22 protein-coding genes and 1 pseudogene are annotated in these 24,296 nt (G+C 46.5%); 1 reads left to right on the top strand and 22 read right to left on the bottom strand.

Annotation, left to right across the window (positions count from 1 at the left end; translation table 11 throughout):
- Nucleotides 1-31 precede the first annotated feature (31 nt).
- From hpt to pth, 18 genes and pseudogenes are all read right to left on the bottom strand, one after another.
- Nucleotides 32-571, bottom strand: coding sequence for a hypoxanthine phosphoribosyltransferase (gene hpt, locus MHH60_RS27565; protein WP_036678757.1), 540 nt, complete (start codon nt 569-571; stop codon nt 32-34).
- A gap of 46 nt (nt 572-617) precedes the next feature.
- Nucleotides 618-2,060 (bottom strand): tRNA lysidine(34) synthetase TilS, encoded by a 1,443-nt coding sequence (tilS, locus tag MHH60_RS27570; RefSeq protein WP_076138487.1) that lies wholly within the window; start codon nt 2,058-2,060, stop codon nt 618-620.
- Between the two features lie 34 nt (nt 2,061-2,094).
- Entirely contained in the window at nt 2,095-3,033 is a 939-nt protein-coding gene (locus MHH60_RS27575) for a serine/threonine protein kinase (protein ID WP_076138503.1), read from the bottom strand.
- A complete protein-coding gene (locus MHH60_RS27580; RefSeq protein WP_038568031.1) occupies nt 3,023-3,769 on the bottom strand; it encodes a VWA domain-containing protein in 747 nt (248 codons plus the stop codon). Before MHH60_RS27580 ends, MHH60_RS27575 begins: the two co-directional genes overlap by 11 nt.
- 535 nt (nt 3,770-4,304) lie before the next feature.
- Entirely contained in the window at nt 4,305-6,812 is a 2,508-nt protein-coding gene (gene spoIIE / locus MHH60_RS27585) for a stage II sporulation protein E (protein ID WP_076138488.1), read from the bottom strand.
- 343 nt (nt 6,813-7,155) lie between these two features.
- Nucleotides 7,156-7,656 carry a S1 domain-containing RNA-binding protein gene (locus MHH60_RS27590; protein WP_036678766.1) on the bottom strand — a complete coding sequence of 167 codons (501 nt, stop codon included), beginning with the start codon at nt 7,654-7,656 and terminating at the stop codon, nt 7,156-7,158.
- Between the two features lie 124 nt (nt 7,657-7,780).
- Nucleotides 7,781-8,116 (bottom strand): FtsB family cell division protein, encoded by a 336-nt coding sequence (locus MHH60_RS27595; protein WP_076130075.1) that lies wholly within the window; start codon nt 8,114-8,116, stop codon nt 7,781-7,783.
- Nucleotides 8,117-8,140: 24 nt separating this feature from the next.
- Nucleotides 8,141-8,704 carry a spore cortex biosynthesis protein YabQ gene (gene yabQ / locus MHH60_RS27600; protein WP_076138489.1) on the bottom strand — a complete coding sequence of 188 codons (564 nt, stop codon included), beginning with the start codon at nt 8,702-8,704 and terminating at the stop codon, nt 8,141-8,143.
- Nucleotides 8,701-8,985 carry a sporulation protein YabP gene (yabP, locus tag MHH60_RS27605; protein WP_036678773.1) on the bottom strand — a complete coding sequence of 95 codons (285 nt, stop codon included), beginning with the start codon at nt 8,983-8,985 and terminating at the stop codon, nt 8,701-8,703. The genes yabQ and yabP overlap by 4 nt, the downstream gene beginning before the upstream one ends.
- A gap of 158 nt (nt 8,986-9,143) precedes the next feature.
- Complete coding sequence (locus MHH60_RS27610; protein ID WP_076130073.1) at nt 9,144-9,422, bottom strand: RNA-binding S4 domain-containing protein; 279 nt, start codon at nt 9,420-9,422, stop codon at nt 9,144-9,146.
- Nucleotides 9,422-9,694 (bottom strand): HU family DNA-binding protein, encoded by a 273-nt coding sequence (locus MHH60_RS27615; RefSeq protein WP_036678778.1) that lies wholly within the window; start codon nt 9,692-9,694, stop codon nt 9,422-9,424. Before MHH60_RS27615 ends, MHH60_RS27610 begins: the two co-directional genes overlap by 1 nt.
- A 289-nt stretch (nt 9,695-9,983) precedes the next feature.
- Nucleotides 9,984-11,483: a nucleoside triphosphate pyrophosphohydrolase gene (mazG, locus tag MHH60_RS27620; RefSeq protein WP_076138490.1), complete on the bottom strand. Its 1,500-nt coding sequence runs from the start codon at nt 11,481-11,483 to the stop codon at nt 9,984-9,986.
- Nucleotides 11,484-11,510: 27 nt separating this feature from the next.
- Nucleotides 11,511-13,256: pseudogene (locus MHH60_RS27625) on the bottom strand (putative polysaccharide biosynthesis protein).
- A 148-nt stretch (nt 13,257-13,404) separates the two neighbouring features.
- Nucleotides 13,405-13,947 (bottom strand): stage V sporulation protein T, encoded by a 543-nt coding sequence (gene spoVT / locus MHH60_RS27630; protein ID WP_036678783.1) that lies wholly within the window; start codon nt 13,945-13,947, stop codon nt 13,405-13,407.
- Nucleotides 13,948-14,202: 255 nt separating this feature from the next.
- The gene (locus MHH60_RS27635; protein ID WP_076138492.1) at nt 14,203-15,255 is read right to left on the bottom strand and encodes a peptidylprolyl isomerase; all 1,053 of its coding nucleotides are present in this window, start codon (nt 15,253-15,255) and stop codon (nt 14,203-14,205) included.
- Nucleotides 15,242-18,766 carry a transcription-repair coupling factor gene (gene mfd / locus MHH60_RS27640; RefSeq protein WP_076138493.1) on the bottom strand — a complete coding sequence of 1,175 codons (3,525 nt, stop codon included), beginning with the start codon at nt 18,764-18,766 and terminating at the stop codon, nt 15,242-15,244. Before mfd ends, MHH60_RS27635 begins: the two co-directional genes overlap by 14 nt.
- Nucleotides 18,767-18,897: 131 nt before the next feature.
- Nucleotides 18,898-19,128 (bottom strand): anti-sigma-F factor Fin family protein, encoded by a 231-nt coding sequence (locus tag MHH60_RS27645; RefSeq protein ID WP_076138494.1) that lies wholly within the window; start codon nt 19,126-19,128, stop codon nt 18,898-18,900.
- Between the two features lie 84 nt (nt 19,129-19,212).
- On the bottom strand, nt 19,213-19,773 hold the full coding sequence (gene pth, locus MHH60_RS27650) for an aminoacyl-tRNA hydrolase (protein ID WP_076138504.1): 561 nt from the start codon (nt 19,771-19,773) through the stop codon (nt 19,213-19,215).
- Nucleotides 19,774-19,898: 125 nt separating this feature from the next.
- Here pth and MHH60_RS27655 point away from each other — a divergent pair, with 125 nt between their 5' ends.
- The gene (locus MHH60_RS27655) at nt 19,899-20,099 is read left to right on the top strand and encodes a hypothetical protein (RefSeq protein WP_036678792.1); all 201 of its coding nucleotides are present in this window, start codon (nt 19,899-19,901) and stop codon (nt 20,097-20,099) included.
- An 88-nt stretch (nt 20,100-20,187) separates the two neighbouring features.
- Here MHH60_RS27655 and MHH60_RS27660 read toward each other — a convergent pair whose 3' ends face one another.
- The 4 genes from MHH60_RS27660 to purR all read right to left on the bottom strand — a co-directional run bounded on the left by MHH60_RS27660 (nt 20,188) and on the right by purR (nt 24,226).
- Complete coding sequence (locus MHH60_RS27660) at nt 20,188-21,141, bottom strand: ribose-phosphate diphosphokinase (protein WP_036678796.1); 954 nt, start codon at nt 21,139-21,141, stop codon at nt 20,188-20,190.
- A gap of 87 nt (nt 21,142-21,228) precedes the next feature.
- Complete coding sequence (gene glmU, locus MHH60_RS27665; protein WP_076138495.1) at nt 21,229-22,629, bottom strand: bifunctional UDP-N-acetylglucosamine diphosphorylase/glucosamine-1-phosphate N-acetyltransferase GlmU; 1,401 nt, start codon at nt 22,627-22,629, stop codon at nt 21,229-21,231.
- Between the two features lie 272 nt (nt 22,630-22,901).
- On the bottom strand, nt 22,902-23,189 hold the full coding sequence (spoVG, locus tag MHH60_RS27670) for a septation regulator SpoVG (RefSeq protein WP_020425826.1): 288 nt from the start codon (nt 23,187-23,189) through the stop codon (nt 22,902-22,904).
- Between the two features lie 209 nt (nt 23,190-23,398).
- On the bottom strand, nt 23,399-24,226 hold the full coding sequence (gene purR, locus MHH60_RS27675; protein ID WP_076138496.1) for a pur operon repressor: 828 nt from the start codon (nt 24,224-24,226) through the stop codon (nt 23,399-23,401).
- Nucleotides 24,227-24,296 lie beyond the last annotated feature (70 nt).

Raw genomic sequence — 24,296 nt, forward strand, 5'->3', positions numbered from 1 at the left:
TCCGATCCGTATGATCGAGGCAGTCCTTAGTTCAATTGGAATAAATCTCAGGTTTCAGTACTCCAACATATGGGAGGTTCCGATACCGCTCGGCATAATCCAATCCGTAGCCTACTACAAATTCGTCAGGTAACACGAAGCCTGTGTAGCTGGCTTCAAGATTAACAGTGCGGCCTGATGGTTTATCAAACAAGGTAACCACAGAGATAGTAGCAGCATTCCGGTTGCGGAGCAACTCAATTAAATAGCTGAGTGTAAGACCACTGTCAATAATATCTTCAACGATCAAGATATCGCGGCCTTCTACCGATACATCCAAATCCTTAATAATTTTGACTACTCCAGAGGACTTGGTGGATGCTCCATAGCTGGACACTGCCATGAAATCCATCTCAACAGGTACTGTAATGGCTTTAACCAAATCTGCCATAAATATAAACGCACCTTTTAGTACACAAATTACTAAAGGGGTACGACCTGCGTATTCTTCGCTCAGTGTTCGACCGAGCTCCTTAATTTTCTGCTGAAGTTCCTCTTCGGTGATCAATACTTCTTGAATATCGTTTTGCAACTTGCGAAACCTCCTAAGTTATACTATGAAAGACTTACTTCGACCATTACGTTTCTTCGCGGTCATCCAGCTCTGCCAGAGACAATAGAAGTACGGAGGTCGTGTGCCGCCCTACTGCGGCATGCATCGAGCGTCTTACGCCCGGAATCCAGACGATATTGCCCAAACCATCACAAACGAGGGGAATCAATGACCGTTCGGAAGCAGGTATTTTATCATCAATATAAATATCTTTTACCTTTTTGCTTCCGTTTAATCCCATGATCCTTATGGTATCTCCAGGCAATCGGGATCGTATCGTCAGTGGAAAGACCAGTTCATCACGGTCAAACCAAGCCGACATCTTCCCATAATCCTCCCCCTGTACAAAAAAGTTTTCTCTCTCCAGTACCGCCATCGACATCACCTTACCTATTTCCTCCAATTTAAGCTCAGAGTCCGGTAAAAACAGACGATATGTATAGCTTGCCTGTGGCGTCGTGGGCTTGGACGAGAACAAGATACTATCATATTGCCGCACACAAGTCAGGCCTCCACCCAAATCCAAGCTCCAGGTGGTGGGATAGCTCTGCAGCGTTCCCCGACGTACAGTTTCGATCTTGGGGAAATCAAGGGCAGATAAATCCGCCGACAGATAATTTAATATTAGTTTAATCAAACGCCGTTGTAAAGCGGAGGGTATGGCAGCAAATGAAGCTCTGTTAAAGGTGTATTTCCCATCCCCTTCCGAAACTAGCTCTTCAAAGCATTTTGCCGCAGACGTCTCCATATACTCATCTTCAGCTCCCGCAATTTCCGCAAGCTGTACGAGCGATTGCCTCACTCTGCCATTATACTTTTCCAGAAAAGGAAGAACTTCCAAACGAATGGCATTCCGCTTGTATTTCGTCAGCAGATTGGTGGCATCCTCAGCATAAGTGAAACCTTCATTTTGGCATAACCCTAAAAGTGCTGTTTTGTTAATACGTAGGAATGGGCGAATGAGTTCCACCTTTTTTTCTGTTCTTTTCCACTTGATACCCGACAGTCCAGATAAGCCACTTCCGCGTAATAGACGCATAATTACAGTTTCTGCCTGATCATCAGCATGATGAGCCAGAGCAACAGAACGCGCTCCATATCGGTGTGCCGTATCAATCAGAAATTCGTACCGCTTCTCACGTGCAGTACCCTCAGGACCAAGTCCACTCTCTTTAGCCAAGGAGGGAATATCGAATTCCGCAAACTCAAAGGGCAGTCCCAGTTCTTCAGCCATACCACGTACGAGCTCTGCCTCTTCCTTCGACTCCGGCCTAAATCCATGATTCACATGAGCACATATTAAGGTAAGCGGTATAAATTTTAAAGATATTTCATGTAAAACATGCAAAAGAGCCACAGAATCCGGGCCGCCGGAAACTGCGACTACAATGGTGTCATGGGGCGCCCACAGCTCATGCTCGGCTGCTGACTCCAATACAGACTCCACCAGTCCATTCATTTGCTCCATATGCGCCCCCCTCTCTCCAACTATATGTATGAGTTCAAAAACGGAATACCCAATAAATCGTAAAGGCGAGCAAAAACAAGGACAGTGCGAATGCATTTTTTAACCACCGGGGGGTGTCCATACTATCCGGGCGCTTTCTGCGCGAGTTATATATATGGTTTCGCCAGACCTCAGTAGCATCCGTAGAGCCTGAGAACCCCCCTTTTAACGCCATACAAATCCAGGAGGATAGTTTCTTATTGGGTAAATTTCTAGCCAGCTTAAATAATTCGTCCACACTTCTCGTCTGCGGCAGCTGTAAAGCTGCCTTTTTGAGCCCTTCTTCATTGAGCAAACGAAGACACAGCACAGCAAATGCGAAAAGATCGTAACCCTCATCGCTGATTCGACTGCCCGCATTCCAGAAACCACGATCATGCCATTCGGTAAACTGCTTCACACTACGACCAATAGGGCTTGTGCCCCCAAAGTCGATCAGTTCCACTTCACCGTATTTCGATACCATGACGTTCTCGGGCTTCAAATCACCGAACACAAATCCACATTCATGCAGTGTGCGCAGCTTTTCAAGCAGACCAAGACCTACCAGGCCTAACCAATCGGGACCGTTTTTCGATAAAAAATGATGCAGCGGTTTGCCTTCAACATACCTCATCACATAGAAGGGGATATTATCCCCATTCGCAAAATCATCCGCTTCCAAAAAATAAGAAGACAATGGATTCTCACGACGAGCCCGATGTTCATTCCGCTTTCGTCGCGATTGCAGCGAGGTCAGTACATTGATCTCCGATTGAAGTTCAAGTGTATCGTATCCGATTTTTAGCGCGTACCTTTCCCGTCTGCCTTCTCTTTGCACAAGATATACGGTTCCGTTCGCGCCCCTTCCCAGCATCCGCTCAACGACATAACGGTTACCCCGCCATTTGCCGTTAATTAAGGTACCAGTAGGATAGGACGGATTAGACGACATACCCACCAATCATCCCTTCTCTTTCGTCGTGGTCATCGCTTAGTCGGCGTCCACGATGTTCATCCAGTGTATCATAACGATAATGTTCAAGCACCTTGAAAATAGCTGGGCCAGTCGGTGTTGCACCTCTCATGTGTAATTTAGAGAATAGCGTACGAATACCTGACATGTCATGCGTCCAATCTAGATCAAGCTTGGCATCTTCACTGCTGTTATTTCCGGGAAAATGAAACACAGCGATCTCACTCTTGCCTTCCCGTGCTTCTAAACTGAGTGCCAAATCGCGGATTGCATCTTCCACAGCACCCAGTTTAGGCTTCATACTGGCACTGGCATCGATAAGAAGTGCAATGCGCAGCGGCGTTGTTTCTGTCAGTTCATCTACAACTGTAACAACCTGTGAACGTTGAACAGGAGGCAGCTGATCCAGTGAGCCGTCGCCTAGTATCTTTTTTACCTCTTTATTAACCGCCTGCTGGATCGTCTGAACCACGGTCTTGCGTGTCATCATCTGAATCGTCTGCGCCAGTTGTGGTGTTCCGACTATTCGGCTAAGGCCTCCCCCGGCCTTGGCAATGTCAGCAATCTCCCGGCTGCCGATTTCACCGATCGTACCATAATCAACTACACCGACCACATTTACGGTGATTCCCTCCTGCAGGGCATGCGCCGCTGCCAACACCGGACTTTCTCCTACATTCGAACAACCGTCAGTAATGAGCATAATTTGCTTCATAACCCTCAACTCCCCCTTTGTTTGAACCTCTGTTTCTAGCATATCCAGAAATGAGAGATTTCAAACGGTCGATGTTAAGTGGGGAGTCTAGATCAAAACAGAGGGGGTTAGTGAATAGGGGAACTGCGAGAAATGTTTGGGCTTTCGATCGCTTTTGTCCTCAGATTCCTTGATTAGAACCGCCTCTCGCAGTTGGAATCCGAGGACAAAGGCGAACGCTCCGCTTCTACAGCTCCAAACTTTCTCTCCGTTCCATACCTTCACTAGTAAACAGTTTAGATCTACAGATTCCGTCCCAAGTCAGCCGACCATTGAAACGAAAATAGTAGAGGCTGGCGAGTTACACGTCACGGACTCGCCTCGACTGCCTCCAGTAGCACGACGCCTTACGCGTGCTACAAACTCACAAGCAACACAACACTTCACGCGTACCCTCAAGCAGCACGATATCTTGCACGTGCCTTAAACTATACAAGCAGTACGACGCTTCGCGCGTACCCAACATTAAAACCTACTAAACCTAAACCTAAAATAACTAACTTACCGTACGGGGACGCTCCATACGACCGATGCCCGGCATATGCAGGCTGGACCATTCCGGATGGAAGTGATCAAGACGGCTGACGACAATAGTCATGTCATCAAGGATCTCATTGCCCTGATAACGGATCACTTTCTCCAACAGGCTGTCCGCTAAATCCTGAGGATCATCACCCTCAAGCTCTTGGATCATCCGTTTCATCCATATCTCCTTATTAACGGCATATCCAGGCGCATCATAAATACCATCGGTCATCATAATTAAAATATCGCCGGGGCGAAGCTGCATACTGATTAAGTCCACATCAATATCTTTAATGATTCCTATCGGCAGATTGCTAGAGGTTATTGGAATGACCTCACTCCCCCTCCGGATGAAGCTTGGTGCAGAAGCAATCTTCATAAATGTTGTCTGCGCAGAATATTGATCGATTAAAGCCATGTCGACAGTAGCATAGAATTCATCAGGGGAGCGTAATAAAAGAATTGAGTTGACCGACTTTACAGCCAGCTTCTCATCCATTCCGGATTGCAGCAGCTTTTCTAACATACCGAGTGCGGCACTGCTCTCCATCCTTGCCCGTTCACCATTTCCCATACCATCACTAATGGATACTGCAAAGGTGCCATTTCCAAGCTCTACGGTGCTGAAGCTATCGCCAGACAGCATATCTCCACCTTTAGAAACAACTGCCACACCCGTGTTTACCTCAAAGGCTTTGGCTGAACCAAAGGTAACCATCGAGAGTCCTTCCCGGGGATGAACCGCCGTCTCACTCATGACAGCAATATTCTCATCCAGAATGTCGGAGAGGAGTGGGGCAATCATTTTACGGCATTCATCAAAACCGCGATTATAAGCGTGCACTACTTCTATTTCTACGCGTCCTGGGTCCAGACTTAAAATTTCAATGCCATGAATAGACAGTCCCAATTTCTCAAGAGCCTCGCGAATTTGCGCTTCCTGCCGATACATGGCCTGTCCCTCACGCTTAATTTCCTTGGCCAAGTCTTCCATAACCTGTGACACGCCTGACAACTGTTCAGCAACAAATTGGCGACTATCGTATATTTGTCTTTTCCACCGCATATCATGTTGGTAGAGATCATATTGTCCCTTCATGACCTCAAGCACTTCACCGGTTTTGCCACAAATACGGCTCCATTCTGGTGGCAGCTGAGCAGCCGTAATCTCAGGGCATTCCTCAACAGTTGTCATCATATCTGTCATGTATCTATATGTCTGATAGAATTTTGCATCCCAGCAGTGGGTACGGCGAATGCAGCCAGCGCAGGCTCCTTCTGTTACCGTATTCATAAAATCTTCCATTTCACGATCCGATTTACCCACTTCTCCGGCACGTGGAATCTGTCCAAAGCTACTGGAGAGCTGTTGGAATACCTGTGAGAATTGAGTGACCCGTTCTGCAGTCAGATCCCTGACCCTGCGGGCATATTCATGTTGAGATCGGCTATGATCTGACGTGCCCGGTACATATTTTGCAATCGCTGATATCATCGTCTTAGGCGTTATTAGAAACAGCACTACTGCTGCGCATGTCTCCCATGTTGAGGCCATCATATCACCCGGACCCGTAAAATAGACGGAAAGGATCGTTGATCCCAGCAGCATGCCGATAGATACCGCACCCTTTCGTCCGCCCTGCATCATTCCCGCTAGCATTCCCGAAAAAGCAAGCAGGCTCATCTGATAGATAGCACCGATATCAGCCAGACTGAGGATCAACCCCGTCACCACCCCAACAGCTGCACCGAGCGGAGCACCTCCTGCCATAGCAAACAACAGAATTAAATAACGAGACAATATATGCTCTAATGACAAACCATTAAGAGTCCAGCCCACAAGGCCTGTCATTACGGAGGCTAACAGAATAATAAGGCATAAAACCTCCTCGTTCCTCAGCGATCTGCTCTTTTGCTTGTAAGTTAGTAGAGGAAGTGCCTGAATGAACACAAGCGTAAGTACAAACCCGAGCAAAGCATCTAAAGTAGTCATCATAAAGGGGTACCAGGAAAGAGACGGTCCGAGAACAATCTTGAACAGGCCAACCATAAACGAGGATACGAATACCATAAGAGGTGCATAGGACAAATCTATTCGTTCGAAACTCTCAAGCCCTCTGTAAACAAGAAAAAAGATAATCAGTTCAGCCGTAGTAACCAAGGCACCCGGAAACGGAGTGAAGAGACTTCCAGCTATAATAGCACCTGCTACAGGTAACATAGAGTCTCGACGCATAAACACAATGACGGCAAAATATGCGACAGCAAAAGGGGACAGCTCGTCCAAAATCATAGCTCTACCTAGCAGAAACCCCATAAAGCTTAACAGAAGCATCCACTTCTTCGCTGTAATAAGCTGAATATAACGCTGCTTCTGACCCCAAGCTATAATACGCGTGCCTAAGGCTTGTCTCTGCTTCTTATCTTCGCTTCCCACTCTTGTCCACTCTGGCAAATTCACCACATTGCTTTTACTCATTTCCCTACACCACCCGTTTAAGAATTTATGGTTCTCATTATATAGCGGGTCATTTGAGAAAGTTTGTCAGAAATGGAGGGTTAGTCATAAGAAATTTCCGACAAAAAAGCCTTTGTTCATTATTCCTAAAAAAATAGTTCGATCCCTTGCGGCGCAGTAGGTTGCTTCTCCTTAAGCTTATTTCCAGTGCAGTTTTAGGCGCAAGCCTGGCGGTCATTCGCCAGCGATTGCCCTAGAGTTATGTGAGAATGACATGGATGCTGTCGGCAAGTTTATATGACACGACAAAAAAACCGCAAGGGCGAGATGCCCTTGCGGTTATTTATGATGTACAGGTATTGGATTATACGCGTTTGGCTCCACGGCCTCCGCGCTTTCCTTCTGTGTTCTTCTTAATCGAAGATATCCGTTCTTCGCTGTCTTTCAGGAATCGCGACATTTTATCCTCGAATGAAGGTTTACCGGCTGCAGGCTTAAATGGACGCCCACCCCGTTCACGATTGAATCCACCGCCGCCTCCACCACTGCCGCCACCGCCGCCGAAACGGTCTCCGCCGCTAGGACGTTCTGGTCTTGGAGCTCTAGGCGGACGTACTTCCGATGCTGGCTTGTCAACAGCCTGCTTAATGGAAAGTCCGATCTTGCCGTCCTTATCGACGTTGATCACCTTGACGGTTACTACATCACTAATCTTCAGATGATCGTTAACATCCTTGACGTAATTATCGGCGATTTCCGAGATGTGAACGAGACCTGTGACACCTCCTGACAGATCCACAAATGCTCCGAAATGCGTGATGCCTGTCACTTTGCCTTCTAACTTGGTGCCCACTTCAATTGCCATAGAATAAAATGATCCTCCCTTAAAAATATACAGACGAATATTAAGGTCATCCTGTCTGCGGTGATTTGATTATACAGTAAAGAGCAAAGCAAGGCAACAGAGTAAAAGCCTCTTTTAGCCGGTATTATTGCTCTGATTGCTCTGTTCGAATAGGAGTTTCCCCTTGAGGATAGATATTGTACCATTTACGCGCTAATTGGCCAATATACTCATCATCATTAAGTCTGGACACTTCATATTTCAGTTGATTCAAAGATGCCGTGACGCTCTCACTAGTCTTTTGTTTCTTGGCGAGTTGCTCGCCCTTGTCCGTAATTGCCGCACTTTGATTGAAGTAAGTATAACCCGCCCAGCCAAAAAATACTGCCACAAAGAGAATCCACATGACTCTTCTTCTCTTCGCGCCTGCGGCCGAATTTTTGCTAGGATTACTTTTCTCTTCCGCAGTGAATCTGTTCATGCAGCGTACCCCCTAATTCAAAGGTCAGCGTTTCCGCCATTTGGTAATCCATCCAGAAATCTTCACGATCCAGGCGCTATGCTTAAGCCGAGATAACCATGGAGAAATCCACCTTACTGGTAATACCCAAATTGGCTTCGTTAGACGCAGCAGAAGCTTAAGGATGAATAATAGAATACGACCTAGCAGCACTAGCACCCCTATAATAAGGCGCCAAAGCCAGCGAAGAGGTTTACCTATTAGAATCTCCACAAGTCTCCATAGCAATCTGCACATATACTGAACCGATTGAATTAACATTAACACAAAACGCCGCACCGTAACACTGAAGATCAAAAAATAGATCCATATTCCTAGAAATAAACCTAAAAAGACATAAAATCGCAATTGCCCCTGATTTCCGGCATAGAGCATTCTAAAAACAAACAAGGCAGCACAAAGCCAATACAGCAGGTCAAGCATGGCATTCAGCCATTTGGGAAAATTGAACTTGAGCGACAGCACCCGGTAGCTGTCATAGGCCAGTCCCATTGTCACCCCGGCCAATATCATGTAGAACAGCGTCAGCCACTGAACTGCAGGATTCATTTAAATAGCTTACCGAGTAGACCTTTATTTTTGCCCTGCGATCCGGGATCTAGATAAATCAGGGAATGTACATTGCCCTCCAAGGACAACAGTCCATTCTCCAGACTTAAATTTTTGATATGTAAATGATTCCCGCGAATGGTGAGATGGCCGAGTTCTGTACGAAGCAAAAATTCCTCGCTATCAAAGCTCTCCACATTTTGCACGCCCGTCAACTCTAGCTGTTTACGACTGCGCATGTGCAGATCATGCTGTTTATTTACCTTTCCTGGCTCGATCATAGCATGTACCCCTCCTTCTTACCTCTAATCTATGGCAGTAGAAGAAGTTATAGAACATTCCAATCCACTAAAATAAGAGAGATAAAAAAGAAAAAAGAAGGCACAACTCTACAATATGTAAAGTTGTGCCTTCTTTTTTACTATTAACTATGTTACTCCTACCAGTCCAACCCGGTGCTTTTGGCCACAGGCTCTTCCCGAAGTAGAGTATACATACCAGCGGCTTCGTCCTTGCGTGTCGTTTCGACTAGCTTTTCGACTTTGACCGTTACAAGCTTTTGTCCAAATTGCACAGTAATCTCGTCACCGATCTTAACTGCACTACTTGGTTTAGATTCCCGCCCGTTAATCAGCACCCGGCCTTGTTCGGACACATCCTTGGCCACTGTACGGCGCTTGATTAATCGGGACACTTTCAGGAATTTGTCAAGACGCATTAGTTAACGGCTTCTTTAAGCTTGTTACCAGCTTTGAATGCCGGTACAGTTGATTCTGGAATTTCAATCGTTGTGCCCGTTTGCGGGTTGCGACCAGTACGTCCTGCACGTTTACGAGTTTCGAATGTACCGAAACCGATCAGTTGAACTTTATCGCCTTTTGCCAAAGCTTCTGTGATCTCACCCAAGAATCCGTTCAATACTGCTTCTACATCTTTTTTTGCCAATCCGTTTTTCTCGGAAATGTTGTTTACCAAATCTGTCTTGTTCATAATTTAAAGTTCCTCCTAGGATACGAAAAAATAAATGAAACGAGATTCACCGCCATATTATGGGGCAAGCCGTCATTTCGTCTTTATGATATTCTTGATGTCATCTTAAAATCCTGCCACGAATCGTCGTTTTTTAAAAAAAGAAACAGTTATTTCTCAGAAATCGTCGCAGAATCTATTCTATAGCACTATTAAACTACTCGCCATAATCTAAATCAGAGATGAATGCTACTTTCACAGCATTGCCTCATCTTAAGGTCCGTATACCGTACATAGTCTGAGAAAATTACTATACTTTTCGTTCCTCAGTCTTTGCCTCCTGCCACAACTCTTCCATCTCTTCCAAGCTGCTATCTTCTACACTCATACCCTTGGCTCGCAGACTTTGCTCGATATACTGAAACCGACGCACAAATTTGCGGTTGGTCCGGGTTAAAGCTTCTTCCGGATCTGCGCCAATAAATCGGGCAACATTGGTAACAGCAAATAATAGATCGCCCAGCTCCAGGATTTGATCCTCGGCGGCTGCATCAGTATCGATGGCTTCTTGCAGCTCTTCTATTTCTTCACGAACCTTAGCTAAGCAATCCGTAGCGTTGTCCCAATCAAAGCCTACCTTGGATGCTTTTTTCTGAAGCTTGTACGCCTTCATAAGAGCAGGCAAATCACGCGGAACCCCACTGAGGACGGATAATTCCTCTGGCTTCACGCCTTTACGCCGCTTCTCCTCTGCCTTCATGCCCTCCCAATTGATCAGAGCTTCTTCAGCGTCATTCGCATTCTTGTCACCAAATACATGGGGATGGCGGAAGATAAGCTTATCATTCAGTCCTTCTATGACGTCAAATACGTTAAACGTGCCCAGTTCCTCTTCCATTTGGGAGTGCAGCATGATCTGCAGCAAAAGATCGCCCAGCTCCTCTTTCATATGGTCTGGGTCATCCTCATCAATCGTCTCAAGCACTTCGTAGGTTTCTTCGATTAGATTTTTACGCAAAGATTCATGAGTCTGCTCCCGATCCCACGGACAGCCGTCCGGACTGCGCAAAATATCGACAATCTCATGCAAACGAGCGAAAGTACGATTTCTTAGCTTCTCCTCACGATTGGCAGGTACATAGACCAGAGACAAATTACCATAACCCTCAAGCCGGTCCAATTCGTACAGAGGAACAGTCACAATGCTTTCTTCGTTCTCCACGCCAAGGGCATGACCCACCACCACTTCATATTCGGGTGGATACAGCTCCATCAGACATAACTTTGTCTCCGAAGCTGTAAAGCTGTCATAAACCTGGCCAATCAGAGTATGCAATTCAGGCTGAAGCTGAGCGCTGCGAATGCCTGAAGCATCTAATAACTGGAAGCCTTCAATAGGGTCGAACCCCAGTCGCACAAACGCCTCATCCAGAAAACTCTCCCCGCCTAATATTTGCAGTTCTATTCCTTCTTCCGGGCAACGCTGACGCAGCTGTGAAACAGCTGACTCTGCAACCATGGGGTGCCCCGGAACCGCATAGACAATATCTGTGCCGTCTGCGGAGGAGCGAGCCTCTTCAATCAATTTTGAAGTAATTGCAGCATAGACCTCAGGAAACGAAGCTAATGTTTCATACAGTCCATCAAAGGATTGCGTAGCGATTTCAAGCTCGGTGAGAGCAGCCATAACTGGATGCTCTTGGGTACGAACGTAGACAACGGATGCTGCCTTCAGTTTTTTTATAATTCCTAGTGTCAGCCGATCGGGATTACCTGACCCGAGACCAACAACTGTTAATGTTGCACTCATATCTGTTCCTCCTTTTAAGCGAGTTAATTATGGAAATAAACGCAGCTTCTTGAACTTGTCCGCCAGAGACGGGCCGATGCCCGGAAGCTGGCGAAGCTCGCTTTCGCTGAGCAGCCGCAGCACCACCGCACCTACGGCAAACACAACGCAGCCTGCGAGTACCCCGAGCAGGCTCTGCGCCAAGCTGGCGGTGCGTCCGCCGCCGATGCCAGCGGCCGTAGCCGCGGCGCCAGTGCCCCAGCTGGCAGCTGCGGCGGCAACGCGATACCCATGCCGCCGAGTACCGCTTCGGCGGCCAGGCCGTGCCTACCGCCGCCAGACTCATGGCGGCGATCACCAGCGCCGGCTTCGCCAGGACGGCGCCAGGGGCAGGGCGCAGGGCGACAAGTCGCGCCAGCAGCGCCACATTCAGGCCAGCGCTGCTGCGAACGAATGCGCGGCCACGCCAGCAATGGCCGCGCCGGTAATACCCTGCTGCGGAACCAGCAGCAGGTTCAGGGCCGCCTTGAGCAGCGCGGCGGCCAAAAGGTGCAGGGCCGGGGCGCGCACGTAGCCGAGGCCCTGCAGGAGCGCAGCAGAGATGATGCTGACTGTACCGCCAACAGCGGTAAAAGCCAGCCAAGTCATTGTGCTGCTGCCAGCGGTATCGCCGTAAAGAGCCATATTAATCGGCTCAGCAAGCACTGCAAGGCCCGCTGAGGCCGCTAGACCTAACAGCCAGAACCAACGCAGCGACAAGCTGCAGCGGGTCTCAATCAGCTTCATATCTCCCTTGTACTTCGCTTCCGCCAAAGCTGGAATGAACACAACAGATAGTGAGGTGGCAATCATCGTTATAATCTGCACAAGTGGCAAACCCCGATTGTACACACCAAACTGGGCCATCGCAGCTACTTCACTTCCGTCAGACGACAGCAGTCGAGGCACAGTGAATACATCTACAAGACCGATAAGAGGCATAGCCAGTGCACCTAACATTACGGGAATTCCATAAGCCAGCAGTGTACCTGCTTTAATGCCCATAAACCCTTGCTTGGAACCTAGTCCATGTCCTGCATCCAGCGCTCTTACACGCTGACTTTCGACAGCAGCAGCTACTTCAGCAGCAGCTTCCTGTTTTACCCTCCGGCGGTGACGTCTCAAGTACAGCAGCATAATTACAAGCCCTGCGGCTCCCCCTCCGGCAGAACCAAGCAGCGCGCCTGCAGCGATGCTCTCAGCTCCTGCTCCCTGCGAAGTGAGATATAAAAGAAGAACAATCATCACTGTAACCCGTACAGACTGCTCTACAATCTGTGACACGGCAGTAGGAACCATATTATGCAGCCCCTGAAAATACCCGCGTATGGCCGACATGACAGGAACAACAGCCAACCCCCAGGCGCTTGTCCGCAAGGCAGCCATTACATGTGAGTTACCTACCCATTCGGCAATGATGGGTGCACCTGCATAGGTGATGGCGCCGATAACCAAGCCGCTGATGCCTGTAATTAGCGCAGATAATAATAGAATCCGCCGGCCTTCTTCATCGCGTCTCCCAGCCGAAGCTTCGGCGACAAATTTGGAGATCGCCGCAGGCAGACCTAGCATAGCTACTGTTAACAGCATCGTATACAAGGGATACACTGTGTTGTATATACCAAATACAGCATCTCCGCCTAGATTTTGCAGCGGAATTTTTTGAAGTGTACCAATAAGCTTTGAGATAATGGCCGCGGCACTAAGGATAAATGCGCCTTGCAGCAATCGTGATGTTTGTGTATTAGATTTCATATAATACCTGCTTCTACAACTTTGATGGGATGAATTTCTATATTATAACGTATGTACGCCCACAAGTAGAAACGGTTTTGTGTAAACGACAAAACCCCGTTTGCCCTTTGTATATCTTACCAAAAGGAAAGCGGGGTCTAAATTAAGATTACTGCTCCATTTGTTTGCCCAGGAAAGCGGCAGCCGTTTCGGCCATTTTTATTTCCATTTGCGCCATCTTCGCCGAATCATCCTTGCTCACCATCACTACACAACCAATAGGATCTCCACCGGAAATGATCGGTGAGGCTACATATGAGGACACCAAATCCGGATGATCTTTAGCGATTTCATAACTGCCTTCATTGGTTTCTAACACAGTCTTACGGCTGTCCATGACTTTCTCCAGCAGCACTCCCACCTGTTTCTCCAAATAATCTTTTTTGGAGCCGCCTGCAAGGGCAATGAAGGTGTCACGATCAGCAATCATCGTGATGTGCCCAGTACCTTCGAACAATGACTCTGCGTACTCTTTTGCAAAGTCACCCAACTCACCAATCGGAGAATATTTCTTGAGGATGACTTCACCGTCCCGATCGACGAATATTTCCAGTGGGTCTCCTTCTCTAATACGAAGAGTACGTCTAATTTCTTTGGGAATAACCACGCGTCCGAGGTCATCAATACGGCGAACAATTCCAGTAGCTTTCATTTCACATGTGCCCCGCTTTCTTAAGAAGTATGGTCTTACTACTGTCCATTATGGGAAAGGATAATCCCAGTGATTTATCGTAATATCTGACCATAGTATTCATCTCTTCCCAGATCCTTATACATAAGCTGACATGTATTAATATCTGCATCAAGATAAAGGTAGTTCTACAACCGTTTCTGCGAAATAAAAAGCCATCTTCACATTAAGTGAAGATGGCTTTTCTAAGGTAAGCTTGTCCATATTTACCGATGTTTATTCAGCTGCATCTGTAGCACTTGGAGATGCACTTGGGGATGCGCTTGGAGCTGTAGTGGCTTCTGTTCCGCTATTTGTTCCGGTTTCATCTGCGGCAGCAGAGCTTTTTGGCAGATTGATGTTCTCAATAATGCCTTCCAGATCCTTTTCCATGAACGTTTCGAGGTTCTTGGATACGATTGAGCTCTTAATGCCTTCTTTTTGCTCATCCGTTAACTGGTCAAAAGTCTTGTCTGTACGGGACTCCACCTTGATGATGTGGTAACCGTAAGAAGTTTCTACAGGATCACTGACGGTATTTAGAGGCAAGGTCTGAGCAGCCTTCTTAAACTCCTCCACATATGTGCCTACAGCTTTATCTTTATATTCTCCGCCTGCCTCTTTAGAGCCAGTATCGTCAGAATATTCCTTAGCGATGGCTGCGAAATCAGCCCCGCCATCCAGCTTCGCCTTAACTTCTTTCGCTATTTTAAGCGCTTCTTCGCTGGTACGCTCTTTGTTGTCTGCATCTGTCAGACCAATTAGCACATGACGTAGTGTGGCAACCGTAAAGTCGCCTTTGGTCGCTTCGAATTCTTTGACAACTTGATCATCAGTCACTTTAAGCAGCATATCCTGATAAACTGTCAGCACACGCTCCATATAAGTACGGATATCTTTCTCAGTGACGTCAGCGTCTTTCAGTGTCTTCTTATAGGTATCGCCCAATTGTTCCTTAATGCTTGCAATTTGAGTATCGGCTTCTTTCTCCGCTTGCTTTTTCGCTTCATCCGTTGCTTGGGAAGCCAAATATTCAAAGCCCACTTCTTGCTTCAGAATGGACTCCTTAAACGCATCAATCTCTAAATATTGCGCTTGTTGTGGAGAAAGAAATTTCATGATTTTTTGATCCATTGCGAATTCCTTTTGTGTAATCGTTCCACCTTTATAAGTGGCTACGGCTTGATTATCATCAGCACTATTTCCACATGCTGCTAGCATAGAAAAGGAAACTGCCGCTGCCAATGAAACGAGCAGCACTTTCCATGATTTTGTTTTATTTAACGACATTGTGTAGTTCTCCCTTCGATTTAAAAGACTGTTTAGCTTCCTTAAGAAACTGTTCAAGCAAGTCAAGCAGCTGTTTATCACTTAAATCTTTCGATTTGACCCGGATACTGGCTTTCGCATCCCTATCAAATTGTACACGTCTTTCGAAGCTATTTCCAACTTTGGCGAGTTTCGCTGTGTCTAAAGCGCCGAGACTTCCCTCATAGAAATTCAAGGTAACATCATCTCCGCGTCTAATCATGGAATCAATGCCATACATTTTTCCATACACTTTCAGACGAGCGACCGATAGTAGATTTACCACGGCTTCAGGTAACTCACCGAACCGATCCAAGAGCTCATCTTCAAGCTCGGAAGCATCATCGAAGGAGGTTACTGCCGCCACTTTTTTATAAATTTCAATTTTCTGGATACTGTCGTAAATATACTCTGACGGCAGATACGCGTCAATCGACAAATCAATGACTGTATTGCCTTCTTTAAGGGACGTATCTTCCTCCCCGAGCACAGTAACCTTACGCTTACGTATTTCCTCCGCTAACATTTGTGAGTACAGATCAAATCCCACGGATGCGATAAAGCCATGCTGCTCTGCACCCAGCAAGTTACCAGCCCCGCGAATAGACAGATCTCGCATCGCTATTTTGAAACCAGAGCCCAGCTCCGTAAATTCCTTAATAGACTGCAGACGTTTCTCTGCAACCTCTGTCAGAACCTTGTCCCGTTGATACGTGAAATAAGCGTAAGCGATCCGATTGGACCGGCCTACACGTCCACGCAGCTGATAGAGCTGAGACAAGCCCATTTTATCCGCATCATGCACAATAAGTGTATTAACGTTCGGAATATCTACGCCCGTCTCAATAATACTTGTGCTGACGAGCACATCGTATTCTCCGTCAAGGAAATCGAGAATGGTCTTCTCCAGCTCAGATTCCGACATTTGACCATGTCCGATGCCAACTCTAGCCTCAGGAACAAGCATAGAGATTTGAGCGGCCATTTCTTGAATGCCCTGCACACGATTATAGAGATAATAGACTTGACCACCGCGAGCTAATTCCCGCTCTACAGCTTCCCGTGTAAGAGTCTGGCTATGCTCTACCACATACGTCTGCACAGGGAATCTGTTCTCTGGTGGGGTCTCAATGACAGACAGATCCCGCACTCCGAGCATCGACATATGTAGCGTACGGGGTATTGGAGTTGCAGTCAGTGTAAGAACGTCTACATTTGTTTTCAGCTTTTTCAGCTTTTCTTTATGAGTCACGCCGAAACGCTGTTCTTCATCCACAATTAATAACCCCAGATCCTTGAATACAAGGTCCTGAGATAACAGACGATGTGTACCGATAACTACGTCGACAGTTCCTGCCCTAACGCCTTTAATCGTCTCGTTCTGCTCTTTACGGCTGCGAAAACGACTTAAGACCTGAATATTAAGCGGGTAATTAGCGAAACGTTCCCGGAAGGTCTCATAATGCTGCTGAGCCAAAATTGTTGTCGGTACTAGCACCGCCACCTGTTTACCTTCAATCGCTGATTTAAAAGCCGCCCGAATAGCCACTTCAGTCTTACCATACCCAACATCACCGCAAAGCAATCGGTCCATTGGCCGGTTTTGTTCCATATCCTTCTTAATCTCTTCGATAGCCCGAAGCTGATCTCGGGTCTCCTCGTAAGGGAACATTTCTTCAAATTCATGCTGTTCCTGTGTGTCCTTTTCAAAGCCATACCCTGCGGCACTTTGGCGCTCAGCATATAGTTTTATCAAATCATCAGCAATATTCTGAACGGAGGAACGAACCTTATTGGTCACTCGTGTCCATTCATTGCCGCCTAGCTTATATACTTTCGGCTCTTTATCTTCGGAACCGACATATTTCTGAATTAGATCAATCTGCTCAATCGGAACTGAGAGCTTATCGCCGCCAGCATACAAAATATGCATGTAGTCACGATGAATACCGCTGACCTCAAGCGTGCCAATTCCCATATATTTGCCGATACCATGGTTCTGATGGACGACATAATCACCGATTTTCAGCTCTGTGTAACTCTTGATCCGTTCTGCATTATCTATTCCTTTGGAGATCTTCCGTGCCTTCCGCTGCTTCTGAGAGAACATTTCTCCCTCCGTTATAACAGCTAGATGAATAGAGGGCAGCTCAAAACCAGAACCCAGATTTCCTTGTATAATCATCGGCTCGTTAATGCCGTAATCATAAAGAACTCTGCGCACTCGTTCAATCCGTTCCTCACTGCTCGCAAGCATCATTACCTTAACACCGGACTTCTGCCAACGCTCCATTTCCGATTTCAACACATTCATCTGTCCATGGAAATCCTGCATTCCACGACTGATAAATCCAAGAATGTTCTGAGGCTGAATATGCGGAACCTGACGTAAAAAGATTGACATAAACAGACTTTGGAACGGGCGCTGATACATAACAACATCCGTATCCACAGAGAGATCTAGATCCGGCAATGATTTGCCGTTTTGCAGCAAATGCAGGTTCCATTCCGATTCATCCCGTTCAAGCTGTCTCGCCGTTTCGAGCAGTCTTGTAGGCTCATCTAGAATAAGAATGGTATCCTGGGCCATGTAATCAAATAAATGAGAGCGTTCAGGATATAAAAGACTGATATATTTATAGATCTCCGGGAAATAAGTACCTTCCCGCAGCATTTCCAGCTCACGGCCAATTTCTTCCCGCAGCCTGAGCTTCGCCTGGCGATCCGCCATCTTCTCCAACTGTCGCTCCATCATAGCTGAGGCTTCAGCAGAAGCAGATTCCTGGCGCAATCTACTAGCTATAATCTCTTTAGCCGGTGTAATCTTCACACTACGTACCTTATCAATAGAACGCTGATCCACTGGATCAAAAGTTCTTATGGAATCAACCTCATCGTCAAATAACTCAACCCGATAAGCCAAAGGAGATGTCATTGGATAAAAATCAATTATTCCACCCCGTACGCTTAGTTCACCACGATTTTCAACCCGCTCTACTCTTTCATAGCCCATTTCAATCATGGACATCAAAAATTCATCCAGAGCAAGCGTTCCATCTTGGGAAACGGTGACTTGAGCCTCTGCCATAACCTCTGGGGCTGGCAGCAATCTACGCACTCCTGAGTAAGGAACTACAACAATACCACGGAAGCCCTGAGCACATTTGGTCAGCACATCTATACGCTGAGCCAGTGTCTCTGGGCTTGATACAGCCGCTTCTGCAGCCACTAGTTCATTGGCAGGATAAAGCAGAACCCGGTCAGGAGAAAGCGCTTCCTGCAAATCATCGGCCATCTTCTGGGCCGAAAACATATTATGAGTCACTACAAGTAAGGGACGAGTTGTCTCTTCATGTAATGCTGCAAGCATAATCTGTCTAGCAGAACCTGTAAGCCCCGAAATGAGCTGCTCTTTCATACCTGCAGCAACACCATGGGTGATAGACTGGAAATCGGGATCCTTGGAAAAAGCTTCTATAAGACCTTGTAACAACAGGCGCACCTCTCTTACTAAACAGGCTAACGGTGGTATAGCCACCGTCACCTATTATGATTGGAATCGAAAAGAAGCCTCAGCTGTAACGCCAAGGCTTGCGGATGACGATAGAGACAGGCGCTTCCACCTTACTGAAGCGGACTTGTCAGCAGGCTAAGCTCCGGATTGTTCTCTAAAGCCTCCTTGCAATAGTCGCAAGTAACCTTTACCGTGATTTCACCTTCTGAATTATACGCTATTATATCTCTGCGCTCCGCAGGGGTCAAGGAATGAAGGCCCAACTGCATTTCTGTAACATCAGTTCTATTAATACTGCCTAGAGATGTCTTACAGTGCCTACAAACATAGTTTATTGCCATCTATATGCCTCCTGAAGGTACTATATACCTTCAGTATGTCCGGGCAGCTTCATCTTTAGCCTTAAAAACGACAGGGTTTACAGATTAACCATTGAACTTAGCCATCGTCTGCTCGAATGAATGCTGTAAGCTGTATTCCAGTGCATCACAAGTATTAAGGATCATTTGCTTAAGCGGATCGCTTTCCTTCTTAGGAAAAGTAGAAAGTACATAATCGACAATAGCAAAACCTGGCTCAGGACGAGAAATACCCATTCGTACCCGATTGAAATTCTGTGTTCCTACATGCTGTATGATGGATTTAATTCCATTATGTCCACCAGCACTTCCTTGATAGCGCAAGCGGATTTTTCCGATTTCTGTATCCAAATCATCATAAACGACGATCATATCTTCAAGTTGAACTTTGTAATAATCCATATAAGCGCGAACGGCTTCACCGGACAAGTTCATAAAGGTCATGGGCTTAATCAATACGGTTTTGACGCCACCAATGATCCCTTCACCGATGACGGATTTACATTTGCTCTGGTTGAAGGCAATTCCGTTCTGGGCAGCAAGCTCATCCAAAGCCATAAAACCAACATTATGCCTTGTTTTCGCATACTGTGTTCCGGGATTTCCCAATCCGACAATCCATTTCATTATCGAACCTTTCCTTTCCATCCGGGCTCTCCGGCAAGAGGACTCCGTTTTTGGTACAATAGATCTAATCTACATATCTCTGTGCAACCAGAGCGAAATTATACTCCGAAGACAGGTGATAACCTATGCCGCACAAAGGCGAATTATTGACACATCAACGCCATTTTCAGTACCACATCCAATATGCTGTGCCCGTGGAAATATACAAGGGCGACGTGCATATTGATATCGGTGTATTAACAGCGGTAGACGAAGCTTTCGTGGAGCTACAAGGGACACTCTATAACCGCAGTTTATTCACCTTTGTCTCCCGCCCCGGATACTAAATCGAGTAGTTCTACCTGTAGCACGCCGATAAGGGTTACATCTCCGAGAACGGAGGTGTAACCCTTTTGTACTATTCATTCGTTATATTTATTCAATCTCGAACAATTTACTAATCGACAACTCTTCATGAACGCGGATAATTGCCTCACCCATAAGTGGAGCCACGGACAACACCTTGAGCTTAGAGGTTGGATTCGCGCTGCGAATTGGAATGGTATCCGTCACGATAATTTCTTTGATTGGAGAGTTCTCCAGACGCTCGTGTGCAGGACCAGACAATACTGGGTGTGTACAGCATGCGTATACTTCCTTCACGCCGCCTTCCATCAAAGCATTAGCACCAAGTACGATAGTTCCAGCGGTATCGATGATATCATCGATCAGGATGGCTGTTTTGCCTTCGATATTACCGATGATGTTCATAACTTCGCTGACATTAGGTTCTGGACGACGCTTGTCTATAATAGCCAGTGGAGCGTTCAGGAAATCAGCGAGCTTTCTTGCACGTACTACACCGCCATGGTCCGGCGATACGACAACTGGGTTCTCAATTTGCTTGGAACGGAAATACTGAGCCAGAATCGGTACACCAAGCAAGTGATCCACTGGAATATCGAAGAATCCTTGAATCTGCATGGCATGAAGATCCATCGTGATTACACGGTGAGCGCCAGCCTTTTCAATTAGATTCGCTACCAGCTTAGCGGTAATGGGGTCACGGGAACGGGCTTTACGATCTTGACGGGCATATCCGTAGTAAGGGATAACCACGTTGATGCTTTTTGCGGAGGCACGTTTAAGCGCATCTACCATAACCAAAAGCTCCATCAGGTTATCATTTACAGGGCCACAAGTGGATTGAACAATATAAACATGGCATCCCCGAACGCTTTCTGACAGCTTGACCTGAATTTCTCCATCGCTGAAACTTGTGGTGTGTGATTCACCCATCGGAATTCCGATGTAATCAGCAATTTGACTAGCTAGCTTAGGATTGGAGTTACAGGTGAAAATCTTTAACTTGGAATCACAATAAGTCATAAAATATAAACCCTCCGTGACGGAATTTAGCTTTCCAAAGGCGCCGGCGCGGAAATATAAGTCCGTCCGGCGCTTCTTAGCAACGCTTTACGATGGACTCGAGTGGTCTTTCTTCGCTTTTGCACGGGAACGGATCTTCTCTGCATATCCCGGTTTGTTCTCTTGTCTTACTCTAGCTACAGCCAGATCGTTCTCGGAAACGGAACGTGTAATTGTCGAACCTGCTACAACAAAAGCCCCTTTGCCCACAGTAACTGGAGCAATAAGGTTAACATTACTGCCAATAAAGGCATCGTCTGCGATTGTTGTCTTGAATTTATTATACCCGTCGTAGTTAACGGTAATCGCACCGCACCCGACGTTTACATTCTTACCTACAGATGCGTCGCCGACATAACTAAGATGTGACACTTTTGAACCGTCACCAATCGTAGCATTCTTGATCTCGACGAAATCTCCAACCTTAACTTCTTCTCCAAGCACAGAGCCTGGACGCAAATAGGCAAAAGGCCCAACGGTTGTCCGTGCGCCGACTTGAGCTTGATTCAATACGGACTGCTTAATCGTTGCATCATCCATAATCTGACAGTCTTCGATTTCACTAGCGGGTCCGATCACACAATTGTCCCCGATTACAGTCTTCCCTTTCAGGATGGTTCCTGGATAAAGCGTAGTATCTGATCCGATAACTACATCTGCCCCGATATAAGTGGAGGCTGGATCAATGATGGTCACACCGCCTAGCATGTGTTTACGATTAATACGTTGACGCATAAAGGCTTCCGCTTCGGACAAAGCTAAACGATCATTAACGCCGATAGACTCAGCTGCGTCATGGGTCTGATATCCTAGTACGGTATCCCCTTGTGAACGAAGAATCCCAATCACATCAGTCAAATAATACTCCTGCTGGTTATTACTGTTCGTTACCTTCTCGAGTGCAGCAAATAATTTAGCATTATCAAAACAATAAGTGCCTGTATTGATTTCTTGAACCGCATCTTCTTCAGTAGTGCAATCCTTCTGCTCTACAATCTTCAGAACGCCGCCATCTTCACCACGAATAATTCTTCCGTAGCCTGTAGGCTTTTCCATAACAGCTGTCAATACGGTTGCAGCCGCATTACGCTGTTCATGAAGCGCCATGAGTCCTTCTAGAGTTTCTGTGGTTACAAGTGGTGTGTCTCCACAAATAACTATAGTTGTTCCTTCTTCACCAGCAAGTAAATCCTTTGCTTGTTTGACAGCATGGCCAGTGCCGAGCTGAGTTTCCTGCAGCACGTATTCTGCGCCTTCACCTACATAGGCCTTAACTTTCTCTGCGCCATGCCCAACGACAACAACGGTGCGCTGGCATCCGGTCGCTTTTACTGTATCAAGCACGTGCCCTACCATCGGCTTACCGCAAACGGGGTGCAGCACCTTATATAATTTAGATTTCATTCGCTTGCCTTGACCTGCGGCAAGTACTACAGCCATTCTTTTCAAGAATGCCAACCTCCTACTCTTGAACTCACTACTGAATATATCTCATTCCGGGCAAAAAGAAAAGAGAACCATGAAGTCATGGTTCTCTTTTCTATAAACCCCAAGTTAGAAAAGCATTTATCGCTGCCTTTCGAAGATGTCGTCAAATCCTTCACCAGCAATAGCTTTTCTTGCAAGATCAGGCTGCTAATTCATGAAGTGTATGTCGGTGTGATCTTATCAAAAACGGCGGATCCTACGCCACCCAAAAGGTAGCAGTCTTCCGAGGAAGCCTAAGCTCCCTCTTCAATAACTTCTTCTTCTTCCGTAGCGGCGCGATCGTACTCGGCCAGAACCGCGGATTGAATCTTTTCGCGTGTTCCCGAAGAGATCGGGTGCGCGATATCGCGGAATTCGCCGTCCGGTGTACGCTTGCTGGGCATTGCAACAAACATCCCATTATTGCCATCGATGACGCGAATGTCATGAACAACAAACTCGTTATCGATGGTAATGGATGCGATTGCTTTCATTCTCCCCTCAGAGTTAACGCGGCGGAGTCTGACATCCGTAATTTGCATGTGTGTGTTCACCACCTTTTTCCATCAGAGACTTGGTGTATAATTCCACACAGCAAAGCGAATTCCTTCTTTTTCATTCCATAAAATACCTAAAAAAGAAATATATTTTTTGGGATATGTTGTTTTCGACATACATCGAGTAGTTTTCTTAATATTCCTTACGTTTTCGACAATTTCCACGCTTTTTGAAAATGTAAAAGAATGGCTAATCAAGAGGAAAAGTAGTTGCCCGGATGCGCCGAAATTCTCCGCTCTTTGGAGTCTACTTCACTTAGTTTTACCAAGGACACGTAATCGTGCAAAAGACGCTCTTCCGTCTCTACAGCGCCTGATTCCACTAAAACGCCTACCCCAGCAACCTCGGCATTAAATTCACCGAGCAGATCCACCATACCACGTACAGTCCCTCCCGCCTTCATGAAGTCATCTACGATAAGTACTCGCGATTTCTCCTTGAGTGCCCGTCTGGAGAGAGACATTGTGTGTATGCTTTTATGAGATCCTGATACGTAGTTAATACTTACTGCTGATCCCTCTGTAACCTGATGGTCACGTCGCACAAGCACTACCGGCAAGCCTAGCTGTGCTGCTGTTGCATAGGCTAGTGGAATGCCTTTCGTTTCAACGGTCATCACCACATCGATTTCCGATCCGTAAAACGCCGTTGCGATGATCTTACCCGCCTGTTCCATCAAAGACGGCAACCCAAGTAGATCCGACATATACAAATAACCGCCAGGCAATATCCGGTCAGTCTGCTCTAGCTGCACACATAAGCGCTGCACAAAGGTAAGCGCCATATCTTTAGGCATAACTGGGATATAACGTACTCCACCCGCTGCACCAGCTAAAGTCTGCAGCTCTCCGATGCCTTCACCTTCAAATACTTCTTTTATGATTGCCAAATCTTCACTGATGGAGGACTTAGCCGCTCCATAGCGATCGGAAAATATAGACAGCGGCAGTAGTTCATGCGGCCGCTCAAGTAAAAACTGAGTCATGTCTACCAAACGTTGGCTTCTTTTTAATTTCTTCACGGAATGCTCCTCGCCAAAACCGAATATTTTAGAAAAATATATCACTTTTGTACGGGTTTACACAAGAGAA

It is taken from the genome of Paenibacillus sp. FSL H7-0716, from assembly GCF_038002705.1.
Taxonomy (GTDB): domain Bacteria; phylum Bacillota; class Bacilli; order Paenibacillales; family Paenibacillaceae; genus Paenibacillus_AQ; species Paenibacillus_AQ odorifer.

Bases quoted from the DNA above. Each gene is read 5' to 3' on its own strand.
- yabP (WP_036678773.1), bottom strand. From the start codon at position 8,985: ATGATCGAGCCAGGAAAGGTAAATAAACAGCATGATCTGCACATGCGC.
- MHH60_RS27575 (WP_076138503.1), bottom strand. From the start codon at position 3,033: ATGTCGTCTAATCCGTCCTATCCTACTGGTACCTTAATTAACGGCAAA.
- spoVT (WP_036678783.1), bottom strand. From the start codon at position 13,947: ATGAAAGCTACTGGAATTGTTCGCCGTATTGATGACCTCGGACGCGTG.
- MHH60_RS27580 (WP_038568031.1), bottom strand. From the start codon at position 3,769: ATGAAGCAAATTATGCTCATTACTGACGGTTGTTCGAATGTAGGAGAA.
- MHH60_RS27590 (WP_036678766.1), bottom strand. From the start codon at position 7,656: ATGGCAATTGAAGTGGGCACCAAGTTAGAAGGCAAAGTGACAGGCATC.
- MHH60_RS27610 (WP_076130073.1), bottom strand. From the start codon at position 9,422: ATGCGTCTTGACAAATTCCTGAAAGTGTCCCGATTAATCAAGCGCCGT.
- MHH60_RS27660 (WP_036678796.1), bottom strand. From the start codon at position 21,141: ATGACTTATTGTGATTCCAAGTTAAAGATTTTCACCTGTAACTCCAAT.
- pth (WP_076138504.1), bottom strand. From the start codon at position 19,773: ATGAAATGGATTGTCGGATTGGGAAATCCCGGAACACAGTATGCGAAA.
- MHH60_RS27595 (WP_076130075.1), bottom strand. From the start codon at position 8,116: ATGAACAGATTCACTGCGGAAGAGAAAAGTAATCCTAGCAAAAATTCG.
- tilS (WP_076138487.1), bottom strand. From the start codon at position 2,060: ATGGAGCAAATGAATGGACTGGTGGAGTCTGTATTGGAGTCAGCAGCC.
- MHH60_RS27635 (WP_076138492.1), bottom strand. From the start codon at position 15,255: ATGTCGTTAAATAAAACAAAATCATGGAAAGTGCTGCTCGTTTCATTG.
- spoIIE (WP_076138488.1), bottom strand. From the start codon at position 6,812: ATGAGTAAAAGCAATGTGGTGAATTTGCCAGAGTGGACAAGAGTGGGA.
- spoVG (WP_020425826.1), bottom strand. From the start codon at position 23,189: ATGCAAATTACGGATGTCAGACTCCGCCGCGTTAACTCTGAGGGGAGA.
- MHH60_RS27645 (WP_076138494.1), bottom strand. From the start codon at position 19,128: ATGGCAATAAACTATGTTTGTAGGCACTGTAAGACATCTCTAGGCAGT.
- yabQ (WP_076138489.1), bottom strand. From the start codon at position 8,704: ATGAATCCTGCAGTTCAGTGGCTGACGCTGTTCTACATGATATTGGCC.
- MHH60_RS27615 (WP_036678778.1), bottom strand. From the start codon at position 9,694: ATGAACAAGACAGATTTGGTAAACAACATTTCCGAGAAAAACGGATTG.
- MHH60_RS27655 (WP_036678792.1), top strand. From the start codon at position 19,899: ATGCCGCACAAAGGCGAATTATTGACACATCAACGCCATTTTCAGTAC.
- mazG (WP_076138490.1), bottom strand. From the start codon at position 11,483: ATGAGTGCAACATTAACAGTTGTTGGTCTCGGGTCAGGTAATCCCGAT.